Origin of the sequence: Corynebacterium sphenisci DSM 44792, assembly GCF_001941505.1 — a bacterium.
Classification (GTDB): domain Bacteria; phylum Actinomycetota; class Actinomycetes; order Mycobacteriales; family Mycobacteriaceae; genus Corynebacterium; species Corynebacterium sphenisci.
On record NZ_CP009248.1, the window covers coordinates 2,309,085 to 2,325,889 of the forward strand.

Sequence of the window (16,805 nt, forward strand, 5' to 3'; positions counted from 1 at the left end):
CCGCCGGCCGGGCGGGGTCAGTCCCCGATCTGGTCGCGGCCGCGCTTGACGATCAGCGGATCCGGTTTGCCGACGATCTCGTGGTCCTTGCCGGTGTACTCGAACTTGGACAGCACGTAGCGGATCGCGTTGATCCGGGCGCGCTTCTTGTCATTGGACTTGATCGTGATCCACGGCGACTCGTCGGTGTCGGTGTAGCGGAACTGCTCCTCCTTGGCCCGGGTGTAGTCGTCCCAGCGGTCCAGGGAGGCCAGGTCCATCGGGGAGAGCTTCCACTGCCGCACCGGGTCGACCTGCCGGATCGCGAAGCGGGTGCGCTGCTCCTTCTGGGTCACCGAGAACCACAGCTTGGTGAGCGAGATCCCGGAGCCGAGGATCATGTTCTCCAGCATCGGCACCTCGCGGAGGAACTCGGCGTGCTGGGATTCGGTGCAGAAGCCCATCACCCGCTCCACCCCGGAGCGGTTGTACCAGGAGCGGTCGAAGAAGACGATCTCCCCGCCGCAGGGGAAGTGCTCGATGTAGCGCTGGAAGTACCAGGAGGTCGACTCCCGCGGGGAGGGCTTCTCCAGGGCGATGGTGCGCGCGCCGCGGGGGTTGAGGTGCTCGTTGAAGCGCTTGATGGTGCCGCCCTTGCCGGCGGCGTCGCGGCCCTCGAAGAGGATGATGTGCCGCTGGCCGGTGTCCTTGGTCCAGTTCTGCCACTTCAGCAGCTCGATCTGGAGCCGGCGCTTGGTGCGCTCGTACTCCTCGCGAGTCATCCGCTCGTCGTAGGGGTAGTCGTCGCGCCAGGTGTCCACGGGCGTGCCCTCGGGGGTGATCAGCATCGGATCATCCTCATCCGAGTCATCGACCACGTAGCCTTCCGTGGCTGCCAGATCGACGATGTGGAAATCCTCTTCCTTGGGTTCGGCCATGCCTCCACCGTACCCCCATCGGGGGCGCGGATCCGCGCCATCGACGGCCAGGTCACCCCCGGTTGGCCGGGGCGGGTTCCCCCCGTCGCCCGGCCGGCCACCCCCGCCGCGGGCACCCCCGCGGCCCGCGCCGGGCGCCGCCGCCGGCGGGCGCCGCCGCGCATGCCGCGGGGCCCGCGGCCGGGGCGCGCGGGAGGCGCCCCGGCCGCGGGCCCCGGGGGATATCGGGTGCCGCGCGGATCCGGCGGGGGGGCTAGAAGCCGCCCATGCCGGCCATCTCGTCGCCGCCCGGCATGGCCGGGGCGGCGGGCTCCGGCTTGTCCGCGACGACGGCCTCGGTGGTGAGGAACAGCGCCGCGATGGAGGCGGCGTTCTGCAGCGCGGAGCGGGTCACCTTCACCGGGTCGTTGATCCCGGCCTCCATCAGGTTGACGTACTCGCCGGTGGCCACGTTGAGGCCCTCGCCGCGGTCCAGGCCCGCGACCTTCTCCACCACGACGCCGGCCTCCAGGCCCGCGTTGAGCGCGATCTGGCGCAGCGGGGCGGCCAGGGCGGCGCGCACGATGCGCACGCCGGTGGCCTCGTCGCCGGACAGGCCCAGCTCATCGTCGAGCACGTGCGCGGTCTGCAGCAGGGCGGAGCCGCCGCCGGCGACGATGCCCTCCTCCACCGCGGCCTTGGCGTTGCGCACCGCGTCCTCGATGCGGTGCTTGCGCTCCTTGAGCTCCACCTCGGTGGCGGCGCCGGCCTTGATCACGGCGACCCCGCCGGCGAGCTTGGCCAGCCGCTCCTGGAGCTTCTCCTTGTCGTAGTCGGAGTCGGAGTTCTCGATCTCGGCGCGGATCTGGTTGACCCGGCCCTCGATCGCGGACTGCTCCCCGGCGCCCTCGACGATGGTGGTCTCGTCCTTGGTGACCACGACCTTGCGGGCGCGGCCGAGCAGCGGCAGATCGGCGGTCTCCAGGGACAGGCCGACCTCCTCGGAGATGACCTGGCCGGCGGTGAGGATGGCCATGTCCTGCAGCATCGCCTTGCGGCGGTCGCCGAAGCCGGGGGCCTTGACCGCGACGGACTTGAAGGTGCCGCGGATCTTGTTCACCACGAGGGTGGACAGGGCCTCGCCCTCGACGTCCTCGGCGATGATGAGCAGCGGCTTGCCGGACTGCATGACCTTCTCCAGCAGCGGCAGCAGGTCCTTGATCCCGGAGATCTTGCCGGAGACCAGCAGGATGTACGGGTCCTCCAGGACCGCCTCCTGGCGCTCCATGTCGGTGGCGAAGTAGCCGGAGATGTAGCCCTTGTCGAAGCGCATGCCCTCGGTGAGCTCGAGGTCCAGGCCGAAGGTGTTGGCCTCCTCGACGGTGATCACGCCCTCCTTGCCGACCTTGTCCATGGCGGTGGCGATGAGCTCGCCGATCTGCGGGTCGGCGGCGGAGATCCCGGCGGTGGCGGCGATCTGCTCCTTGGTCTCGATCTCCTTGGCGCCGGTGAACAGCTCCTCGGTGACGGCCTTGACCGCGGCCTCGATGCCGCGCTTGATGCCCATCGGGTTGGAGCCCGCGGCGACGTTGCGCAGGCCCTCGCTGACCAGGGCCTGGGCCAGCACGGTGGCGGTGGTGGTGCCGTCGCCGGCGACGTCGTCGGTCTTCTTGGCGACCTCCTTGACCAGCTCGGCGCCGATCTTCTCGTAGGGCTCCTCGAGATCGATCTCGCGGGCGATGGACACGCCGTCGTTGGTGATCAGCGGGGCGCCCCACTTGCGCTCCAGCACGACGTTGCGGCCCTTGGGGCCGAGGGTGACCTTGACGGCGTCGGCCAGGGTGTTCAGGCCGCGCTCGAGGCCGCGGCGGGCCTCCTCGTCGAAAGCAATGATCTTGGCCATGAGGCTATCGATCCTCCGTGAAGTTGGAGACACTTGGGATGGCGCCGGCCCGGCGCCCGCGACGGCACGGACCCGGAAAGTGCCATCCGGGGCCTCACCTGGCCGGCTGTTCGTCTGTCGTTTGCCCACCCCCGGTCACCGGCGCCATCGCTGGCACTTGATGATCGAGAGTGCTAGCCCGTTTCTAGCACTCGGACCATCCGAGTGCAAGGCGGCGGTCGCGGCGGCCGCGGGCCTACACTCGCCCCCATGAGCGACTTCGACTCCCCCGACGCCACCGCCGCCGCGCGCATCCGCGAGCTCGTCGCCGCCGACCTGGACCGGGTCCGCGCGGAACTCGCCGAGCTGGTGGCCATCCCCAGCGTGCACGACGACCCCGACCACCCCGGCGCCCCGGCGGAGGCCGCCGCCGCGGTCACCCGGCTCTTCGCCGAGGCCGGGGTGGAGCTCGACGCGCACGAGACCGCGGACGGCTCCATCGCCCTGGTCGGCGAGCGCCCCGGCGCCCCCGGGGCGCCCACGGTGCTGCTGTACTCCCACTACGACGTGCAGCCCGCCGCCGACGCCGCCGCCTGGGGCTCCGACCCGTGGACGCTCACCGAACGCGGGGGCCGCTGGTACGGCCGCGGCACCGCCGACTGCAAGGGCAATATCGTGATGCACCTGGCGGCGCTGCGGGCGCTGGCCGCCGCCGGGGCGGACGCCCCCGCCCTCCGGGTGGTGGTGGAGGGCTCCGAGGAGCGCGGCGGGGCCGGGCTGGCGGATCTGCTCGCCCGCCGCCCGGAGCTCTTCGCCGCGGAGGTGATCCTGATCGCCGACTGCGGCAACGTCGAGGTGGGCCGGCCCACCCTGCTGACCACCCTGCGGGGCTCCGCGGACGTCGACGTCACCGTGGCCACCCTGGACTCGCCGGTGCACTCCGGCTCCTTCGGCGGCGCCGCCCCGGACGCGCTGGCCGCGCTGATCCGGCTGCTGGACTCGCTGCGCGACGAGCACGGCCGCACCCGGATCGACGATCTGCCCGCCGGGGGCACCTGGGAGGGGCGGCCCTGGCCGGAGGCGGACTTCCGCGCCGACGCCGGGGTGCTCGACGGGGTGGGCCTGCTCGCCGACGACGCCGCCGGGGCGGCGGTGGCGGATCTGGTGTGGGCCCGGCCCGCGGTGACCGTCACCGGCATCGACTGCCCGCCGGCCACCGGCGCGGTCAACGCGGTGCCCGCCCGGGCCGCCGCCCGGGTGAACCTGCGGGTGCCCGCCGGGATGGACCCGGCCGCCGCCCAGGACGCCCTCGTCGCCCACCTGGAGCGGCGGGCCCCGGCGCACGCCCGGGTGGAGATCCGGCGCGATGAGCCGGCCCGGCCCTTCGCCGCCGACGTCACCGCCCCGGCGGTGCGGCTGCTCTCCGACTGCCTGGCCGCCGCCTACGGCCGGCCCACCGGCCACTCCGGCCAGGGCGGCTCCATCCCGCTGTGCGCGGATCTGCTGGCCGCCAACCCGGACGCGGAGCTGGCCCTGTTCGGGGTGGAGGAGCCGGCCTGCCGGATCCACTCCGCCGACGAGTCGGTGCACCCCGCCGAGATCCGGGACATCGCGGTGGCCGAGGCGCTGTTCCTCGCCGCCCTGGCCCGCTGATCGGGGGAGATGCGGCGGAACCGGTTGCACCGCCGCCGGGCCTGCTCTACGGTTGCCTGCATGCAGATGAACATTCGACTTCGAGTAGCCGAGGCTACGCACCCCGGTGGAGGCCTGGACTGACCCCCTCCACGCGGGGTCCCTGGCCGTCACGACGCACCACGCAAGGGTTGGTCCGATCATCTCGAATCTGCACCGGCGCCGCCAGGCGGCGCCCCTCATGAAGGACCGAAGCACGATGTTCTCCACCCGCACCCGCAAATCCACCTCCACGTCCATGACCTTCGGCGCGGGCGCCCCGGCGCGCACCCGCGCCGCGGACCGGGACCAGCCGGCGGCGACCCGCACCTTCACCGAGGACCCGTTCCGGGCCCGGTTCGGCCACCGGCTGCCCCGGGGGCTGCGCCAGGAGGCGCGCGGCATGGACTGGCGCACCTTCACCGCCACCTACTCCCCCACCGGCGGCCCCCTGGAGATCCGCGAGTTCACCGCGGTCAAGGGCCTGGCCGGGCGCTCCACCTTCAGCGCCACCATCACCACCGGGCGCGGCCTCGGCGGGGACCACGGCACCCGCACCCGCCGCGCCGAGGTCACCGCGATGGGCCCGGTCTCCGCGGTCACCAACCTGATGGCCGACGCCGGCTACCGGGTCGAGATCCTGGAGTTCCACCAGTTCGAGATCTTCGAGGCCACCGCGACCTTCATCTACGCGGCGCACAACAACTCCCGGGTCTGGACCATGGGCTTCGGGCAGACCCCCGAGGCCTCCACGATGACCGCGATGACCTGCGCGGCCAACCGCCTGCACGGCTGAGCGCCGACCGGACCCCGGGTGCGCCCCGGGTCGCCCCCGCCGGGCGGCCCGGGGCCTTCGGCGTCCCCGCCCCCCGCGCGCGGGCTCAGTCCTCGACGGCGGGCAGCCGCTCCCCGGCGCGCATCGCCCGCCACAGCCCGTCCGCGCCCGCCCCCGGCACCAGGTTCACCCCGTCCCCGGCCGACTCCACCGGCATCCGGCGCACCGTGTACCGGCCGCCCTTGAGGGTGCGCACCACCCGGTTGGCGTTGCCCAGGGTGACCATCCCCTCATCGGCGGACAGCTCCCCGCCCACCCCGCGCACCAGGCCCATCAGCTTCGGCAGATCCCCGGGCAGGGACTGCCGGCGCAGCTGCGCGGCCACCGCGGTGAGCAGCGCGCGCTGGCGCTCCAGCCGGGAGATGTCGGAGTCGTCCTGCACGCCCACCCGGGTGCGCGCGAACCGCACCGCGGTGGCGCCGTCGATGTCCTGGCAGCCCGGCTGCACCCCGGCGAAACCGGAGGCCTGGGCCACCGTGGCGCACAGCTCCACCCCGCCGAGGCCATCCACGATCTCGCCGACCGCGGCGATGTCCAGCACCGCCGCCCCGGCGATGTCGAAGCCCACCAGCTCCTCCACGGTGCGCGTGGCGCAGGCCGCGCCATGCGCCGAGGGGGTGGCGATCGGGTCCTCCACCGAGGCGTAGGCGTAGGCGGCGTTGAGCTTGGTGGTGATCGGCTCGGTGGCCCCGCCCCCGGGCAGCGGGCAGGAGGGGATGTCCACCAGCAGATCCCGGGGCAGCTGCACCACGTCGATGGACACCCCCTCCTTGAGCCGGATCAGCGCCATCGAGTCGGTGCGGCCGACATCGGCGCCCGCGGCGGTCTGGTTCAGCCGGGTGTCGCGCACCATGAGCAGGTAGACGGGATCGGCGGTGCCGGCGGCGGCCGGCCCGGGGCCCTCGGCGACCTCGTCGAGCCGGCCCACCCCGGAGATCAGCCAGGCGACCAGGCCCACCGAGGCCACCGCGATGAGGAGCAGCACCGCGGTGATCGAGATCGCGATGGTGCGCAGGATCTTCCGGGTGCGCGCGCTGAGCCGTTTCCACGGGTTGGCGATGGCCATCAGGCGGGGTCCCTTTCCTCGTAGCCGAAGGAGGTCATCATCCCCCGGGTGGCGGCGACGATCGCGGCCATGGTCGCCTCGTCGACGTAGGCGGAGACGATGATCGTCGAATCCGGGCCCCGGTCGTAGACGTTGGCGGCGATGAGCCCGGGGAACACCGCGGAGGTGGCGATCCCCTCGGGGGCGTCGTCGTCGAAGCGGTTGTGCGTCCAGGCGGTGGCCAGCCCCCGGGTGGGTGCCTCGGCGGTCAGCCCGTAGCCGCAGGAGCGCGCATGATGCTCCGGCAGCGGCAGCGCCGCCAGCTGCCGGGCCTGCTGCACCGTGGCGCTGAACCCGGCCCGGAACAGCGGGAAGGCCGAGCGCGCCCGGCGCCGGGTGCGCGCGATCGCCACCTCCTCGTCGGGGTGCGCGGGCATCCGGATCCGGGTGGTGGCGTTGCCGGCGCGCATCGCCAGCAGCGGATGCCAGCGCAGGGTGACGATCAGCCAGGACTGCCAGGGATCCAGGGCCCCGGGGCCCAGGGCGCGGGCCACCCCGGCCCGCCAGCGCACCGCCCGATCGATGGCCCGGGGCCCGCGGTCGGCCGGATCCGGCCGGGTGAAGCGCAGCACCCGGTACCGGCCCCGCGCCGGCTGCAGCCGCGGCGGCGGGGCCCCGGCCACGGCCCGCTCCTCGGCGAACGCCTCCCGGATCGCGTGCACCGCCGTCGCCGGCCGGCGCAGCGCCGCGGTGGCGGCCGCGGCGATGATCGCCGGCAGGGTCACCCGCCGACGGCCGAACCCCTCCGGCACCCGCTTGGCGGGGCCTCCCTCGACATAGGCGCAATGCGGGAACAGGGAGGACAGCACCGTGGGGCCGTCGCCGTGCCGGTGCGAAATGGCGCAGAGCATGCGCCGCCCGGCGCGGGCCGCCACGATCTCGTCCACGCCGAGGCCGCCGCGGGCGGCGAGCGCCTCATGCATCAGCCCCAGCGCCGCCGAGGCGTCGGCGGTCTCCGGCAGGTCCTCCAGGAAGATCAGCTGCACCCCGGGGTAGGAGCGGCGGAACATGGCGGTCAGGGTGCCCCGCCCGATGCCCCCGTAGCCGGGCTGGGGCCGCCCCTCCGGGGCGGGCAGCAGATTGAGCAGGGCCACCCCGTCCCAGCGGTTGTCGTAGACCACCCGGCTCATGCGCCGCAGCGGATTCATCCTCCCGGCTCCTCCCGGTAACCGGCCGCGCGCAGCAGCCCGGCCGTGGTCTCCTCGATTGTCGCACCGAGATCGTCGGCCACGTGGCAGGACAGCAGGATCCGCAGTCGATCCCCGCACTGGTAAGCCAGCACCGCGATCCCCCCGGGCGGGGCCAGGGTGCAGGCGACCTCCCCGAACCCGGCAGCGTCGACCCGGTTGTGGCTCCAACTGACCGCCAGGCCCCGGCTGGGCCCGGTGCCGGCGATCGCCGGCACCACCGGCTCCACCACCGTGGGGCGCGGCAGCTGCCGCAGCAGCTGCACCAGACCACTGGCGCCGGCCCGCAGCAACGGCAGATCGGAGATCACGATCCGGTGCGTCGCCGCCGCGGCCACGTCCGGATCCGCCCCGGACGCCAGCCGTATCCGGGTCACGAAGTTCCCGGCGAGGTCCGCCAGGCGGGGATCGGATCGCCTCAGGCCCACGTTCACCCAGGTATCCCGGGGGTGCAGGACCCCCTCCTCGAGGGCCCCGTCAAGGGCCTCCCGCCAGGCCGCGGCCAGGTGCAGGCCGCGGGGCGGGCGCCCCGGCCCGACATGGATCCAGTCGGTGACCCGATAGCGCGCCACCGCCGGGACGAGGCCCCCGTCGGGCACCGCGGGGGCGGTGCGGCGTTCCCGCAGCAGGGCGCGCGCCGCCGCCACCGCACCGGCCGGCCGCCGCAGCCCGCGCCGGGCCGCGACGCCGATCAGGGTGGGCAGCGGGAACCTAGACCGGCGCAACGGACGCCCCGCCGGGCTGCCCGGACCGCCCCGGAGGTGGTGGTACAGCGGGGCGAGCAGGGCCCGCATCGTGGGGCCGTCGCCGTGGCGGTGCGAGTAGGCGAGGGCCAGGTGGGGGCCGCAATCGGCGAGGAGCACCTCATCGCGTCCCAGGCCGCCGCGCCCGGCGATGCGGGCGTGCATCCCGGCCACGGCGTCGGCGAGCTCCCCCTCGGGCAGATCGACCACCGTGATCACGGCACCCGGGATGGCGGCGCGGATCATCGCCGACACCCTCCCGGGCCCGATCCGGGACAGCGGCGCGTCCCCGCCGGGCCGCCCCTCCAGGATCCGGAGGGTGACCACCTCGTCCCAGCGCCGGTCGGCGCGGATCCGCTCCAGCACCGCGGGGATCACCGCAGGGCCCGCCGGTAGCAGTCGAAGTAGCGGTCGATCATGCGCTCCTCGGAGTGCTCCCCCGCGATCTCCCGGCCGGCGGCCACCCGGCCGGCGACGCCGGGATCGCCGTCCAGGATGGCGCGGATCGCCCCGGCCAGCTGGGCGGTGTCCGCGGCGTCGACCATCAGCGCCGAGGCGGGGCCGACGGTGTCGGAGATCCCGGGCACGTCCGCGGCGACCAGCGGCACCCCCGCGGCGAGCAGTTCCAGCAGCGCCAGGGAGCAGCCCTCCCCGGAGGTGGTGACCAGGGCGCAGTCCGCGCCGGCGGTGCAGGCGCGCACATCGGGCACCACGCCGGGCAGCCGCACCCGATCGTCGAGGCCGAGCCGCCGGATCCGGGCCTCCAGGTCGGCGCGCAGCGGGCCCTCCCCGAAGATGAGCAGCGTCGCGTCGGGCACCTCCGCCATCGCGTCGATGGCCAGGTGCCAGCGCTTCATGGTGGCCAGCCGGCCCACGCCGACGACGAGGGGCCGATCCGGCCGGATGCCGAAGCGCGCGGCGAGCTCGGCCCGGGGCAGCGGCCCCGGTCCGGCGGCGACGCCGTTGGCGATGGTGACGACCTCGCGCACCCGGTGCCGGAAGAGCTCCCCGGAGATGTACGGGGTCACCGCGGTAATCGGTCCGGGGAAAAGCCGGCAAATCGCCGCCTCCGCCCGGTAGTCGCCGGTCTCGTTGCCGTGCACCGTCCCCACCAGGCCCACGCCGAGGCCCCGGCTGGCCAGGGTCACGCCGAGCATCATGGTGGGGTTGTGCGCGTGGATCACCTCCGGCCGGAAGTCCCGGATCACCCGGCGCAGCCGCAGCACCAGCCCGGCCAACCGCGCCGGGGAGCGCGCCACCAGGGGCAGGTCGTACCACTGATCCGCGGCTTCGGCGAAGCGCGGGGCCCAGTCCCCGGGGGCCATCGCCGCCCCGGTGACGTCACCGCGCTCGGCGGAGCGCTCCAGGAAACGCAGGATCATCATCTCCGCGCCGCCGCAGGCGGCCTTGGCGTTGACGTGCAGGATGCGCAGGGGACGGTCAGGCATGGGGGTGTCCTTCCGGGGTGGTCCGGCCCGCCCGGCGCAGCGTTGCCTGGATGAACCCGATGAGCAGCAGGATGAACAGCAGGGAGTGCCCGGCGACGACGCAGATCATGAGGTCGCCGCCGAGGAGGTACAGGATCAGCGCGGCGCTGAGCGCGCGCAGCCCGGACCAAATCGCGACGTACCGGGTGGCGCCCATCATGAGCAGGTACTTGATGATCGCGGCGAGGGTGAAGATGGAGATGCAGAACACCGCCAGCACGGCCACCAGGGGCGCCCCGACGTGGAAATCGCGGCTGAGCGAGAGCACCAGGATGGTCGCCGGCACGGTCACCGCGGTGGCGAGCGCGGCCAGGCCGAGGGCGATGCCCAGGGAGCGGTTGACCTGCCGGCGCAACCGGACCCGGTCCCCCGAGCGCACCGCCTCGGCGACCCGCATGTCCAGGCCCGGCGCGATCAGCATGAGGAAGGTGGTCACGATCCCGCCGGCGATGCGCTGCAGCCCGGACCAGGCGATGCCCGCGCCGGTGGTCACGCCCACCGCGGCCACGGACAGGGCGGGCAACTGGGATCCGAACACGTCCACGGTCTGCGCGAGGATCGCGGTGCGGTGCCGGCTCATGTACCCCAGGGTCTCGCGGGTGCTGCTGTGGGTGACGGCGCCGAGCACCCGGGTGCGCAGAACGCGGGCACCCGCCAACCACCCCACGGCATAGGCGAACACCCCGGTGGCGGCGAGCGCCTGGGTCCAGTCGGTGAACGCCGAGATGGCGCACACCGATCCGAGGTTGGCCAGGCCGTACCACAGCCGAACCCGGGCGTAGTCGGCGTAGCGGGACTGCCGCACGAACATGCCGTTGACGATTTCGTAGCAGACCATGGTCACCGTCATCGCCGTGGACCACAGGATCATCGGGCCCAGGGCGGAGCCGCGCAGCAGCAGCACGACCCCCGCGGCGGCCCCGGCGCCCGCGGCGAGGGCGGCGGTGCGCACGGTGGCCCCGATGGCGGCGGCGGTGCGCTCCTCCGGCAGCACCGGGTAGATGGCGGGGAAGGCGAGGCCGCAGATCCGCGCCGCGATGGAGGCGATCGCGGAGACCACCACGATGTACCCGACCTGCTCCAGCCGACCCAGCGCCATCGGGATCAGCATGGAGGCGAAGGTCGCGGTCTGCGCGATGAGCCCGGTGCCCACGCTGCGCACCCCGCCCGCCGGGATCCGGGATCTCAGGTTCAGCACGCCGGCCCGCCCCCGAGCAGCGCGGGCAGCACCGCGTCCAGGCATGCCTCGATGCGTGCCGCGACGGCGCGGAACTCCGCCGCCCCGGCGCCGTAGGGGTCGGGGATGCCCCCGTCCTCGGCGGGCACCGCCCCACGCTGCACGGTGGTGATCCCCCCGGCCGCCGGCAGCGCCCCGGCGGCGGCGAGCGCGGCGGCGTGGTCGAGCAGCAGGGTGCGGCGGAGCGCCGCCGGGCGGAGTCGCAGCACCGCCTCCAGATGGTGCCGCTGCATGCACAGCACCACATCGGCGGCGGCGACCCGCGCCGCGGTGAGCCGGCTGCCGGCGAAGCCCTCGTGGGCGATCCCGCGGGCCGCCAGTTCGGCGGCCATCCCGGGGTCCACCGGATGGCCGACCAGGCCCGAGACGCCGGCGGAGGAGACCCCGACGGGGCGCCCGGCGCGCCGCGCCCAGGCTGCGGTGGCCAGTTCCGCGAAGGGTGACCGGCAGATGTTGCCGGTGCACACGAACAGCAGCCGGGGCGCCCCGGGTCCCCGGCCCGTCATGAGGTGCGGGCCTTCGCGGGCCTGCCCTTCGCGCCGTCCGGGGTGTACGAGTACTTGTACCCGTGCCGGGAGCCGTCCGGGACCCGGTTGAAGGCGGTGCCGATGAGGTGCGCGTTGACGGTGGCCAGCGCCTCCGTGGCGGCGGCCACCTCCTCGTAGCGGGCGATGCCGTGGCGCACCACCAGGATCGTCGCCCCCGCGGCGGCGGCGATCAGCGCCCCGTCGGTGACCGGCAGCAGCGGCGGTCCGTCGATGATCACGAAGTCGTAGCGCCCGGAGAGGTCCTCGAGCAGACTGCGGCAGGCCTTCGAGCTGAGCAGCTCAGCCGGGTTCGGCGGGTTCACGCCGGAGGCGACCACGTCGAAGCTCCGATCCGCGTACTTCTGGATCGCCTCCTCCAGGCTGATCTCGCCGGCGAGGATGGTGGACAGCCCGACCGCGGGCTCGATCGCGGCGCCGAGGGCCTTGGCCACCCGGGGACGGCGCAGATCCCCGTCGACCAGGCACACCGTATGCCCCTCCGCGGCAAGCGCGGCGGCGAGGTTGACCGCGGTGATGGTCTTGCCCTCCCCCTGGGTGGCGCTGGTGATGGCCAGCAGCTTCGGCGGGTTGTCCACGTCCACGAAGCGCAGGTTGGTGCGCAGTGCGCGGATGCCCTCCACCGCGGGGGTGTTGTCCACGTGGTAGTCGGGCACCGCCCCGGCGGCGAAGGCGGAGTTGGAGGGGATTTCGCCGAGCACCGGAACCCCGGTGAGATCCTCGACCTCGGCACGCTTGGTCACGGTGCGGTCCAGGAGCGCGGCGGCGATGATGCCGAGCAGGGCGAGGATGGTGCCGAAGATGAAGCCGAAGACCATGTTGCGGGCGTAGATCGGCGAGGAGGGCTTCTCCGGGGTGGTCGCCGCGTCGATGATGGTCATCGAGGTCAGCGCCTCCTCCCGGGGCCGGGTCCGCGGCTGCTCCCCGGCGCCGTCGGATTCGCCGGGCACCTCCCCGCGCACGTCGAGCTCGCCGACCAGGATCTGTAGCTGCTTCGATGCGGCATCCGACATCAGCCGGGCCTCCTCCGGGTCCGCGGAGGTCGCGGAGACGGTGATCAGCACCGTGTCCGGGGTGGGCTGGGCCTCCAGCATGTTCATCACCGTCTCCGGCTCATAGGAGAGATCCAGGTCGCCGATCACCCGATTAACCAGGAGGTCGCCCTTGACCAGCTGGGCGTAGGAGCTCAGCCGCTGCTGGAAGAACTGGGCCTGCTTGTAGAGCTGCCCGTCCCCGGTGTCCGCGGCGGCGGTGACGAAGAGATCCGTCGTCGCGGTGTACTTCTTCGGCAGCAGCATGGAGATGCCCCATGCGGCCGCCGCGCCGAGGACAGCCGCGATGACGACCACCCACCACAGGCGGGTGATCCCGGACAACACCCGACCCCAGATGTGGTCGCTGCCATCGCTCCGGACCTCGTTCATGGGCACTCCATTCGTCGTGTTCTTCGTGATGTCGTTGGGTGGGGCGGCTTCCCGCCCCGGTGGGGCGCCGTCGCCGGCCGTCGGCTCATCATCCGGGCCATCGGGCGCCCAGACGATGACGGTGAGCAGCATGAGCGGCAGCAGGGGCGTGAGATGCCGCAGCGCGGAGCCGTAGTCGGGTTCGAAAAGCCCCTGCACCGGGAGGAAGGCCAGCACCAGGGCGATCGCCCGGGCGACGTAGCCGGTGGGGCGGGTGCCCCCGTAGTTGGCGATCGCGCGGCCGAAGGTCACCCAGAAGAAGAGGATGAGCAGGGCCGAGGAGCCGTGGTAGATGGTGCCCAGCGCGAACAGCGGCAGCGGCACGACCAGCATCACCGTGGTGATCACCACGTTGACGACCCCGCCGAGCGGTTCCGGCCAGTGCACGAAGCGCTCGATCAGGGTGCGCGTCTCCGCACCCCGGTACTCGTTGACGCCGAGCCGGGCGAAATCCGCGGATTGCCCGGTCTGCAGCCAGATCATCAGTCCCAGCGCCGCCGCGGTGCACGGCACCAGGAGCCAGAATCCCCGGGTGCCCCGCGCGGTGCGGAGGATCAGCCGGATGATCGCGTACACCACCGCGATGATGGTCCAGTAGGGCCGGTAGAGCGCGCCGAAGGCGAGCAGCGCGGCGATCACCAGGACCTCCCCGACGAACCCGGCCGGGATGAGCAGCACCACCCCGATGAGCACCGCGACCAGGAACTCCTTGGAGAAGGTGCCCAGGAAGGCGGCGCCGAGCACCAGGGTGGCGCCGGTGAGCGCCACCGCGGAGGTGCGGCGCGGCAGGCGGCCGGCCCGCCACAGGGCGATCACGGTGGACAGCGCCATGGTGCCGTAGCCGAGCAGCCCCGCCGGGATCAGGTCCCGCCCGGTGAGGCCGATGGCCGAATAGGCGCGGGCGATGTCCGCGTAGGAGCCGAAGTCGTAGAGATCGAGCAGGTAGGGGTACTGGATGAGCGTGGCGATGCCGAAGGCGTCGTAGGCGAACCGACCCGGCAACACCACGTCGCGCAGGATCACGAAGGGGATCGGCAGCGCGATGACCAGCGCGATGATCCAGATGATCGCCGGGGGGCGGCGTTTCTCGGCGGTGTCGGCGCCGACCGTGGTGGGCTCCAGCATCAGGCGGATCCCCCTGCCGGCAGATAGAGGGCGCGCAGTGAATCACGCAGCGCGGGTTCCCCGTAGCGCGCCAGCAGCGGCGCCCATGCGGCGGCCGCGGCCGCAGGGTCCTCGAGTGCGGCCAGCACCGCGGCGGTGGCTCCGCCGGTGTCGCGGTAGCGCGCACCATCCGGGCATTCGTGGAGCGAGGGGATGTCCGGCACCACCACCGGCACCCCGATCCCGACGGCCTCCAGGACCGCCAACGGGAACCCGTCCTGGGAGGCGCAGTGCAGGTAGACGGAGAGGCCCGCCACCCGGCGGAGCACCTCGGCGCGGGGCAGCCACCCGGTGACCTCCACCCCGGCGGCCACCAGCACCGCGCGCCCCGCGGGATCCCCGTCGCCGATCCAGATCATCCGCAACTCCGGCCGGCGCCGGCGCAATTCCCCGGCGACGGCGGCGAACATCTCGGGACGACGTTGCGGGGCTATCCGGGCGGCGATGCCGATGGTCGCGGGCGCATTGGGGGACCAGTCGACCTCGGCGGTGTTCGCGGCGGGCACCGCATTGCGCACCGGCCGGCGCCGAATCCACGGGTTGAGCCGGCCGAGCAGCTCATCCTCCCGGGTGGAGCAGCCGGCGAAGACCCCGGTGAGCGGGGACAGCGCAGTCTCCACCGCCGCATACCCGACCCGGCTGAGCCGGCTCCGGCTGGCGTCCTCCACGGCGAGGCCGTGCGGGGTGTACGCGATTCGGCGTCGCATCCCGGGCAGCCAGCCGGCGCCGAGCCGGGCATAGGCCCCGGCGAAGCTGGAATGGGCGTGGATGACGTCCGGGCGCCGCCGCCGCACCTGCCGGGTGACCTCGGCGATGGCGCCGCGGTGATCCTCCGGCAGCGGCAGCACCTCGGCGAAGAGCCCGGTGCCGGCGGCGTCGCCCACCGCCGCACCGCGTCGGGAGTTGGCCAACAGCAGATGATCGGCCTCCGGCACGAGCGCCGCATAGTGGCGGAGCATCGTCTCCACGCCACCGGCGTAGCACTCGGTGATGTGCAGCACCCGGGGTCGCGCGCCGACCCGGCCGTCCATCAGTAGGCCCCGTCCGAGCTGACCACTGCCCGCAGGGTGCGGAGCAGGATGGAGATGTCGAGGGCCATCGACCAGTTGTCGATGTAGAGCAGGTCCAGGGAGATGGCCTCCTCGGCGGTGAGCCGGGAGCGTCCGGAGACCTGCCACAGGCCGGTGATCCCGGGTCGCACGGTCTGCCGCATCCAAGCGTCCCGGTCGTATTCGGGGGTCTCCCGCGGCAGCGGGGGCCGGGGGCCGACCAGGGACATGGAGCCGCCGATCACGTTGAACAGCTGGGGCAGCTCATCGATGCTGTAGCGCCGGATGAAGCCGCCCACCCGGGTGATCCGGGGATCGTCCTTGAGCTTGAACAGCAGCACCCCGCCCCCGCGTTCGGCGAGCATCGCGTCGATGCGCTCCTCGGCGTCGACGCACATGGAGCGGAACTTCCACATCGTGAATTCACGGCCGTCCCGGCCGATCCGCGGCGCCCGGTAGAACACCGGCCCGCCGTCACCACATTTCACCGCCAGGGCCGTGATCAGCAGCACCGGGGAGAAGAGGAGCACCAGCAGCAGCGCGACGCTGAGATCGGCGCTGCGCTTGAGCAGCCCGTTGGCCCCGATGTTGCCTGGCCGAACCACCTTGAGCATGGCCAGGTCCCCGATCCGGGCGGCGCGCACCCGCTGCGGGTTCGCGGAGGCGAGGTTGGGGTAGAGGAAGACCGTCACCCCCATCGGGGCGAAGGTCCAGCTCATCCGGCGCAGCCACTCCTGGCCCACCGTGGAGGGGCACATCACGAAGACCTGGTCGATGTCGAGCTCGGTGAAGACGCCGGGGGTGAGCGCCTCCCGGCCGACCACGATGTCCTCGCCCTCGGGGGTGCACAACCGCGGCTCATCGCCGTCGACGATGAGGTAGGCGACGATGCCGAGACCGGCCATCGGCTCCCGCCACTCCCGGCGGTCCCGGCGGCGGAACTGGCCGGGGGTGACCACCACCAGCTGACGGCCGGTGACGTCGCCGAGCATCCGGCGCAGGATGGGGCGGTTGAGCACCAGGTGGTTGAAGAGCAGCATCAGGTAGCCCAGGGGCAGCGCGATGAGCACATGCGGGCGCAGGTACTGCCAGCCCAGGGCCACGGAGAGGAAGGTGGGCACCCCGAAGGCGATCACGGTGGCCTCGGTGATCCGCAGCACCACGCCCTGCCGGTCCCGGTAGACGTCGTCGTCGAAGAGCCCCCGGGAGCGCAGCAGGGCCAGCCAGAACACGATGAAGGCCACCGCCAGGGGGACCTCCAGCATGCGCAGCGCCGCCGGGGCGATGTCGAGTTCGCGGACCAGCCAGGTGTCCTGGCACCAGTCGGTGCGCAGCAGCACCACCACCGCGAAGGCCAGCGCCAGGGAGAGCAGATCCAGCCAGCCGATCAGGATCGGGATCCGCTGCCGCCGGCGCCGGCGCTCCCAGTCCTCGATTTCGGTGGCGGCGTAGCCGGAGAGGTGGTCCCAGTCCAGGATGTCGCCCACCGCGCCGTGTCCCATGGCGCGGGATGATTCGCGGGGCTCCCGGGGCGTACCGAT

13 protein-coding genes are annotated in these 16,805 nt (G+C 73.3%); 2 read left to right on the forward strand and 11 right to left on the reverse strand.

All coding sequences use genetic code 11. From position 1 onward, the window contains the following. Nucleotides 1-17: 17 nt before the first annotated feature. Entirely contained in the window at nt 18-917 is a 900-nt protein-coding gene (gene ppk2 / locus CSPHI_RS10560; protein ID WP_075693128.1) for a polyphosphate kinase 2, read from the reverse strand. A 253-nt stretch (nt 918-1,170) separates the two neighbouring features. After that, nucleotides 1,171-2,799: a chaperonin GroEL gene (groL, locus tag CSPHI_RS10565; protein ID WP_075693129.1), complete on the reverse strand. Its 1,629-nt coding sequence runs from the start codon at nt 2,797-2,799 to the stop codon at nt 1,171-1,173. Nucleotides 2,800-3,048: 249 nt separating this feature from the next. Between groL and CSPHI_RS10570 the strand changes: the two genes are divergently transcribed. Both CSPHI_RS10570 and CSPHI_RS10575 read left to right on the forward strand, forming a co-directional pair. After that, nucleotides 3,049-4,431 (forward strand): M20/M25/M40 family metallo-hydrolase, encoded by a 1,383-nt coding sequence (locus CSPHI_RS10570; RefSeq protein WP_075693131.1) that lies wholly within the window; start codon nt 3,049-3,051, stop codon nt 4,429-4,431. 238 nt (nt 4,432-4,669) lie between these two features. Continuing rightward, nucleotides 4,670-5,245: an acetyl-CoA acetyltransferase gene (locus tag CSPHI_RS10575; protein WP_075693133.1), complete on the forward strand. Its 576-nt coding sequence runs from the start codon at nt 4,670-4,672 to the stop codon at nt 5,243-5,245. 85 nt (nt 5,246-5,330) lie between these two features. Here CSPHI_RS10575 and CSPHI_RS10580 read toward each other — a convergent pair whose 3' ends face one another. Genes CSPHI_RS10580 through CSPHI_RS10620 form a run of 9 tightly spaced genes read right to left on the reverse strand, consistent with a single transcriptional unit; the run spans nt 5,331 to nt 16,766 of the window. Further along, a complete protein-coding gene (locus CSPHI_RS10580; protein WP_075693135.1) occupies nt 5,331-6,350 on the reverse strand; it encodes an LCP family protein in 1,020 nt (339 codons plus the stop codon). After that, nucleotides 6,350-7,519, reverse strand: coding sequence for a hypothetical protein (locus tag CSPHI_RS10585; protein WP_169840409.1), 1,170 nt, complete (start codon nt 7,517-7,519; stop codon nt 6,350-6,352). The genes CSPHI_RS10580 and CSPHI_RS10585 overlap by 1 nt, the downstream gene beginning before the upstream one ends. 14 nt (nt 7,520-7,533) lie before the next feature. Then, nucleotides 7,534-8,685 carry a hypothetical protein gene (locus CSPHI_RS12110; RefSeq protein WP_157118541.1) on the reverse strand — a complete coding sequence of 384 codons (1,152 nt, stop codon included), beginning with the start codon at nt 8,683-8,685 and terminating at the stop codon, nt 7,534-7,536. Nucleotides 8,686-8,693: 8 nt separating this feature from the next. Beyond that, the gene (locus CSPHI_RS10595; protein WP_075693140.1) at nt 8,694-9,767 is read right to left on the reverse strand and encodes a glycosyltransferase; all 1,074 of its coding nucleotides are present in this window, start codon (nt 9,765-9,767) and stop codon (nt 8,694-8,696) included. Further along, entirely contained in the window at nt 9,760-11,004 is a 1,245-nt protein-coding gene (locus CSPHI_RS10600; protein WP_075693142.1) for a hypothetical protein, read from the reverse strand. Before CSPHI_RS10600 ends, CSPHI_RS10595 begins: the two co-directional genes overlap by 8 nt. Continuing rightward, nucleotides 10,998-11,549 (reverse strand): arsenate-mycothiol transferase ArsC, encoded by a 552-nt coding sequence (locus tag CSPHI_RS10605; protein ID WP_075693144.1) that lies wholly within the window; start codon nt 11,547-11,549, stop codon nt 10,998-11,000. The genes CSPHI_RS10600 and CSPHI_RS10605 overlap by 7 nt, the downstream gene beginning before the upstream one ends. Further along, the gene (locus CSPHI_RS10610) at nt 11,546-14,176 is read right to left on the reverse strand and encodes a tyrosine-protein kinase domain-containing protein (RefSeq protein ID WP_075693146.1); all 2,631 of its coding nucleotides are present in this window, start codon (nt 14,174-14,176) and stop codon (nt 11,546-11,548) included. Before CSPHI_RS10610 ends, CSPHI_RS10605 begins: the two co-directional genes overlap by 4 nt. Next, a complete protein-coding gene (locus CSPHI_RS10615) occupies nt 14,176-15,246 on the reverse strand; it encodes a glycosyltransferase (protein WP_075693148.1) in 1,071 nt (356 codons plus the stop codon). The genes CSPHI_RS10610 and CSPHI_RS10615 overlap by 1 nt, the downstream gene beginning before the upstream one ends. After that, nucleotides 15,246-16,766 carry a sugar transferase gene (locus CSPHI_RS10620; protein ID WP_075693150.1) on the reverse strand — a complete coding sequence of 507 codons (1,521 nt, stop codon included), beginning with the start codon at nt 16,764-16,766 and terminating at the stop codon, nt 15,246-15,248. The genes CSPHI_RS10615 and CSPHI_RS10620 overlap by 1 nt, the downstream gene beginning before the upstream one ends. Nucleotides 16,767-16,805 lie beyond the last annotated feature (39 nt).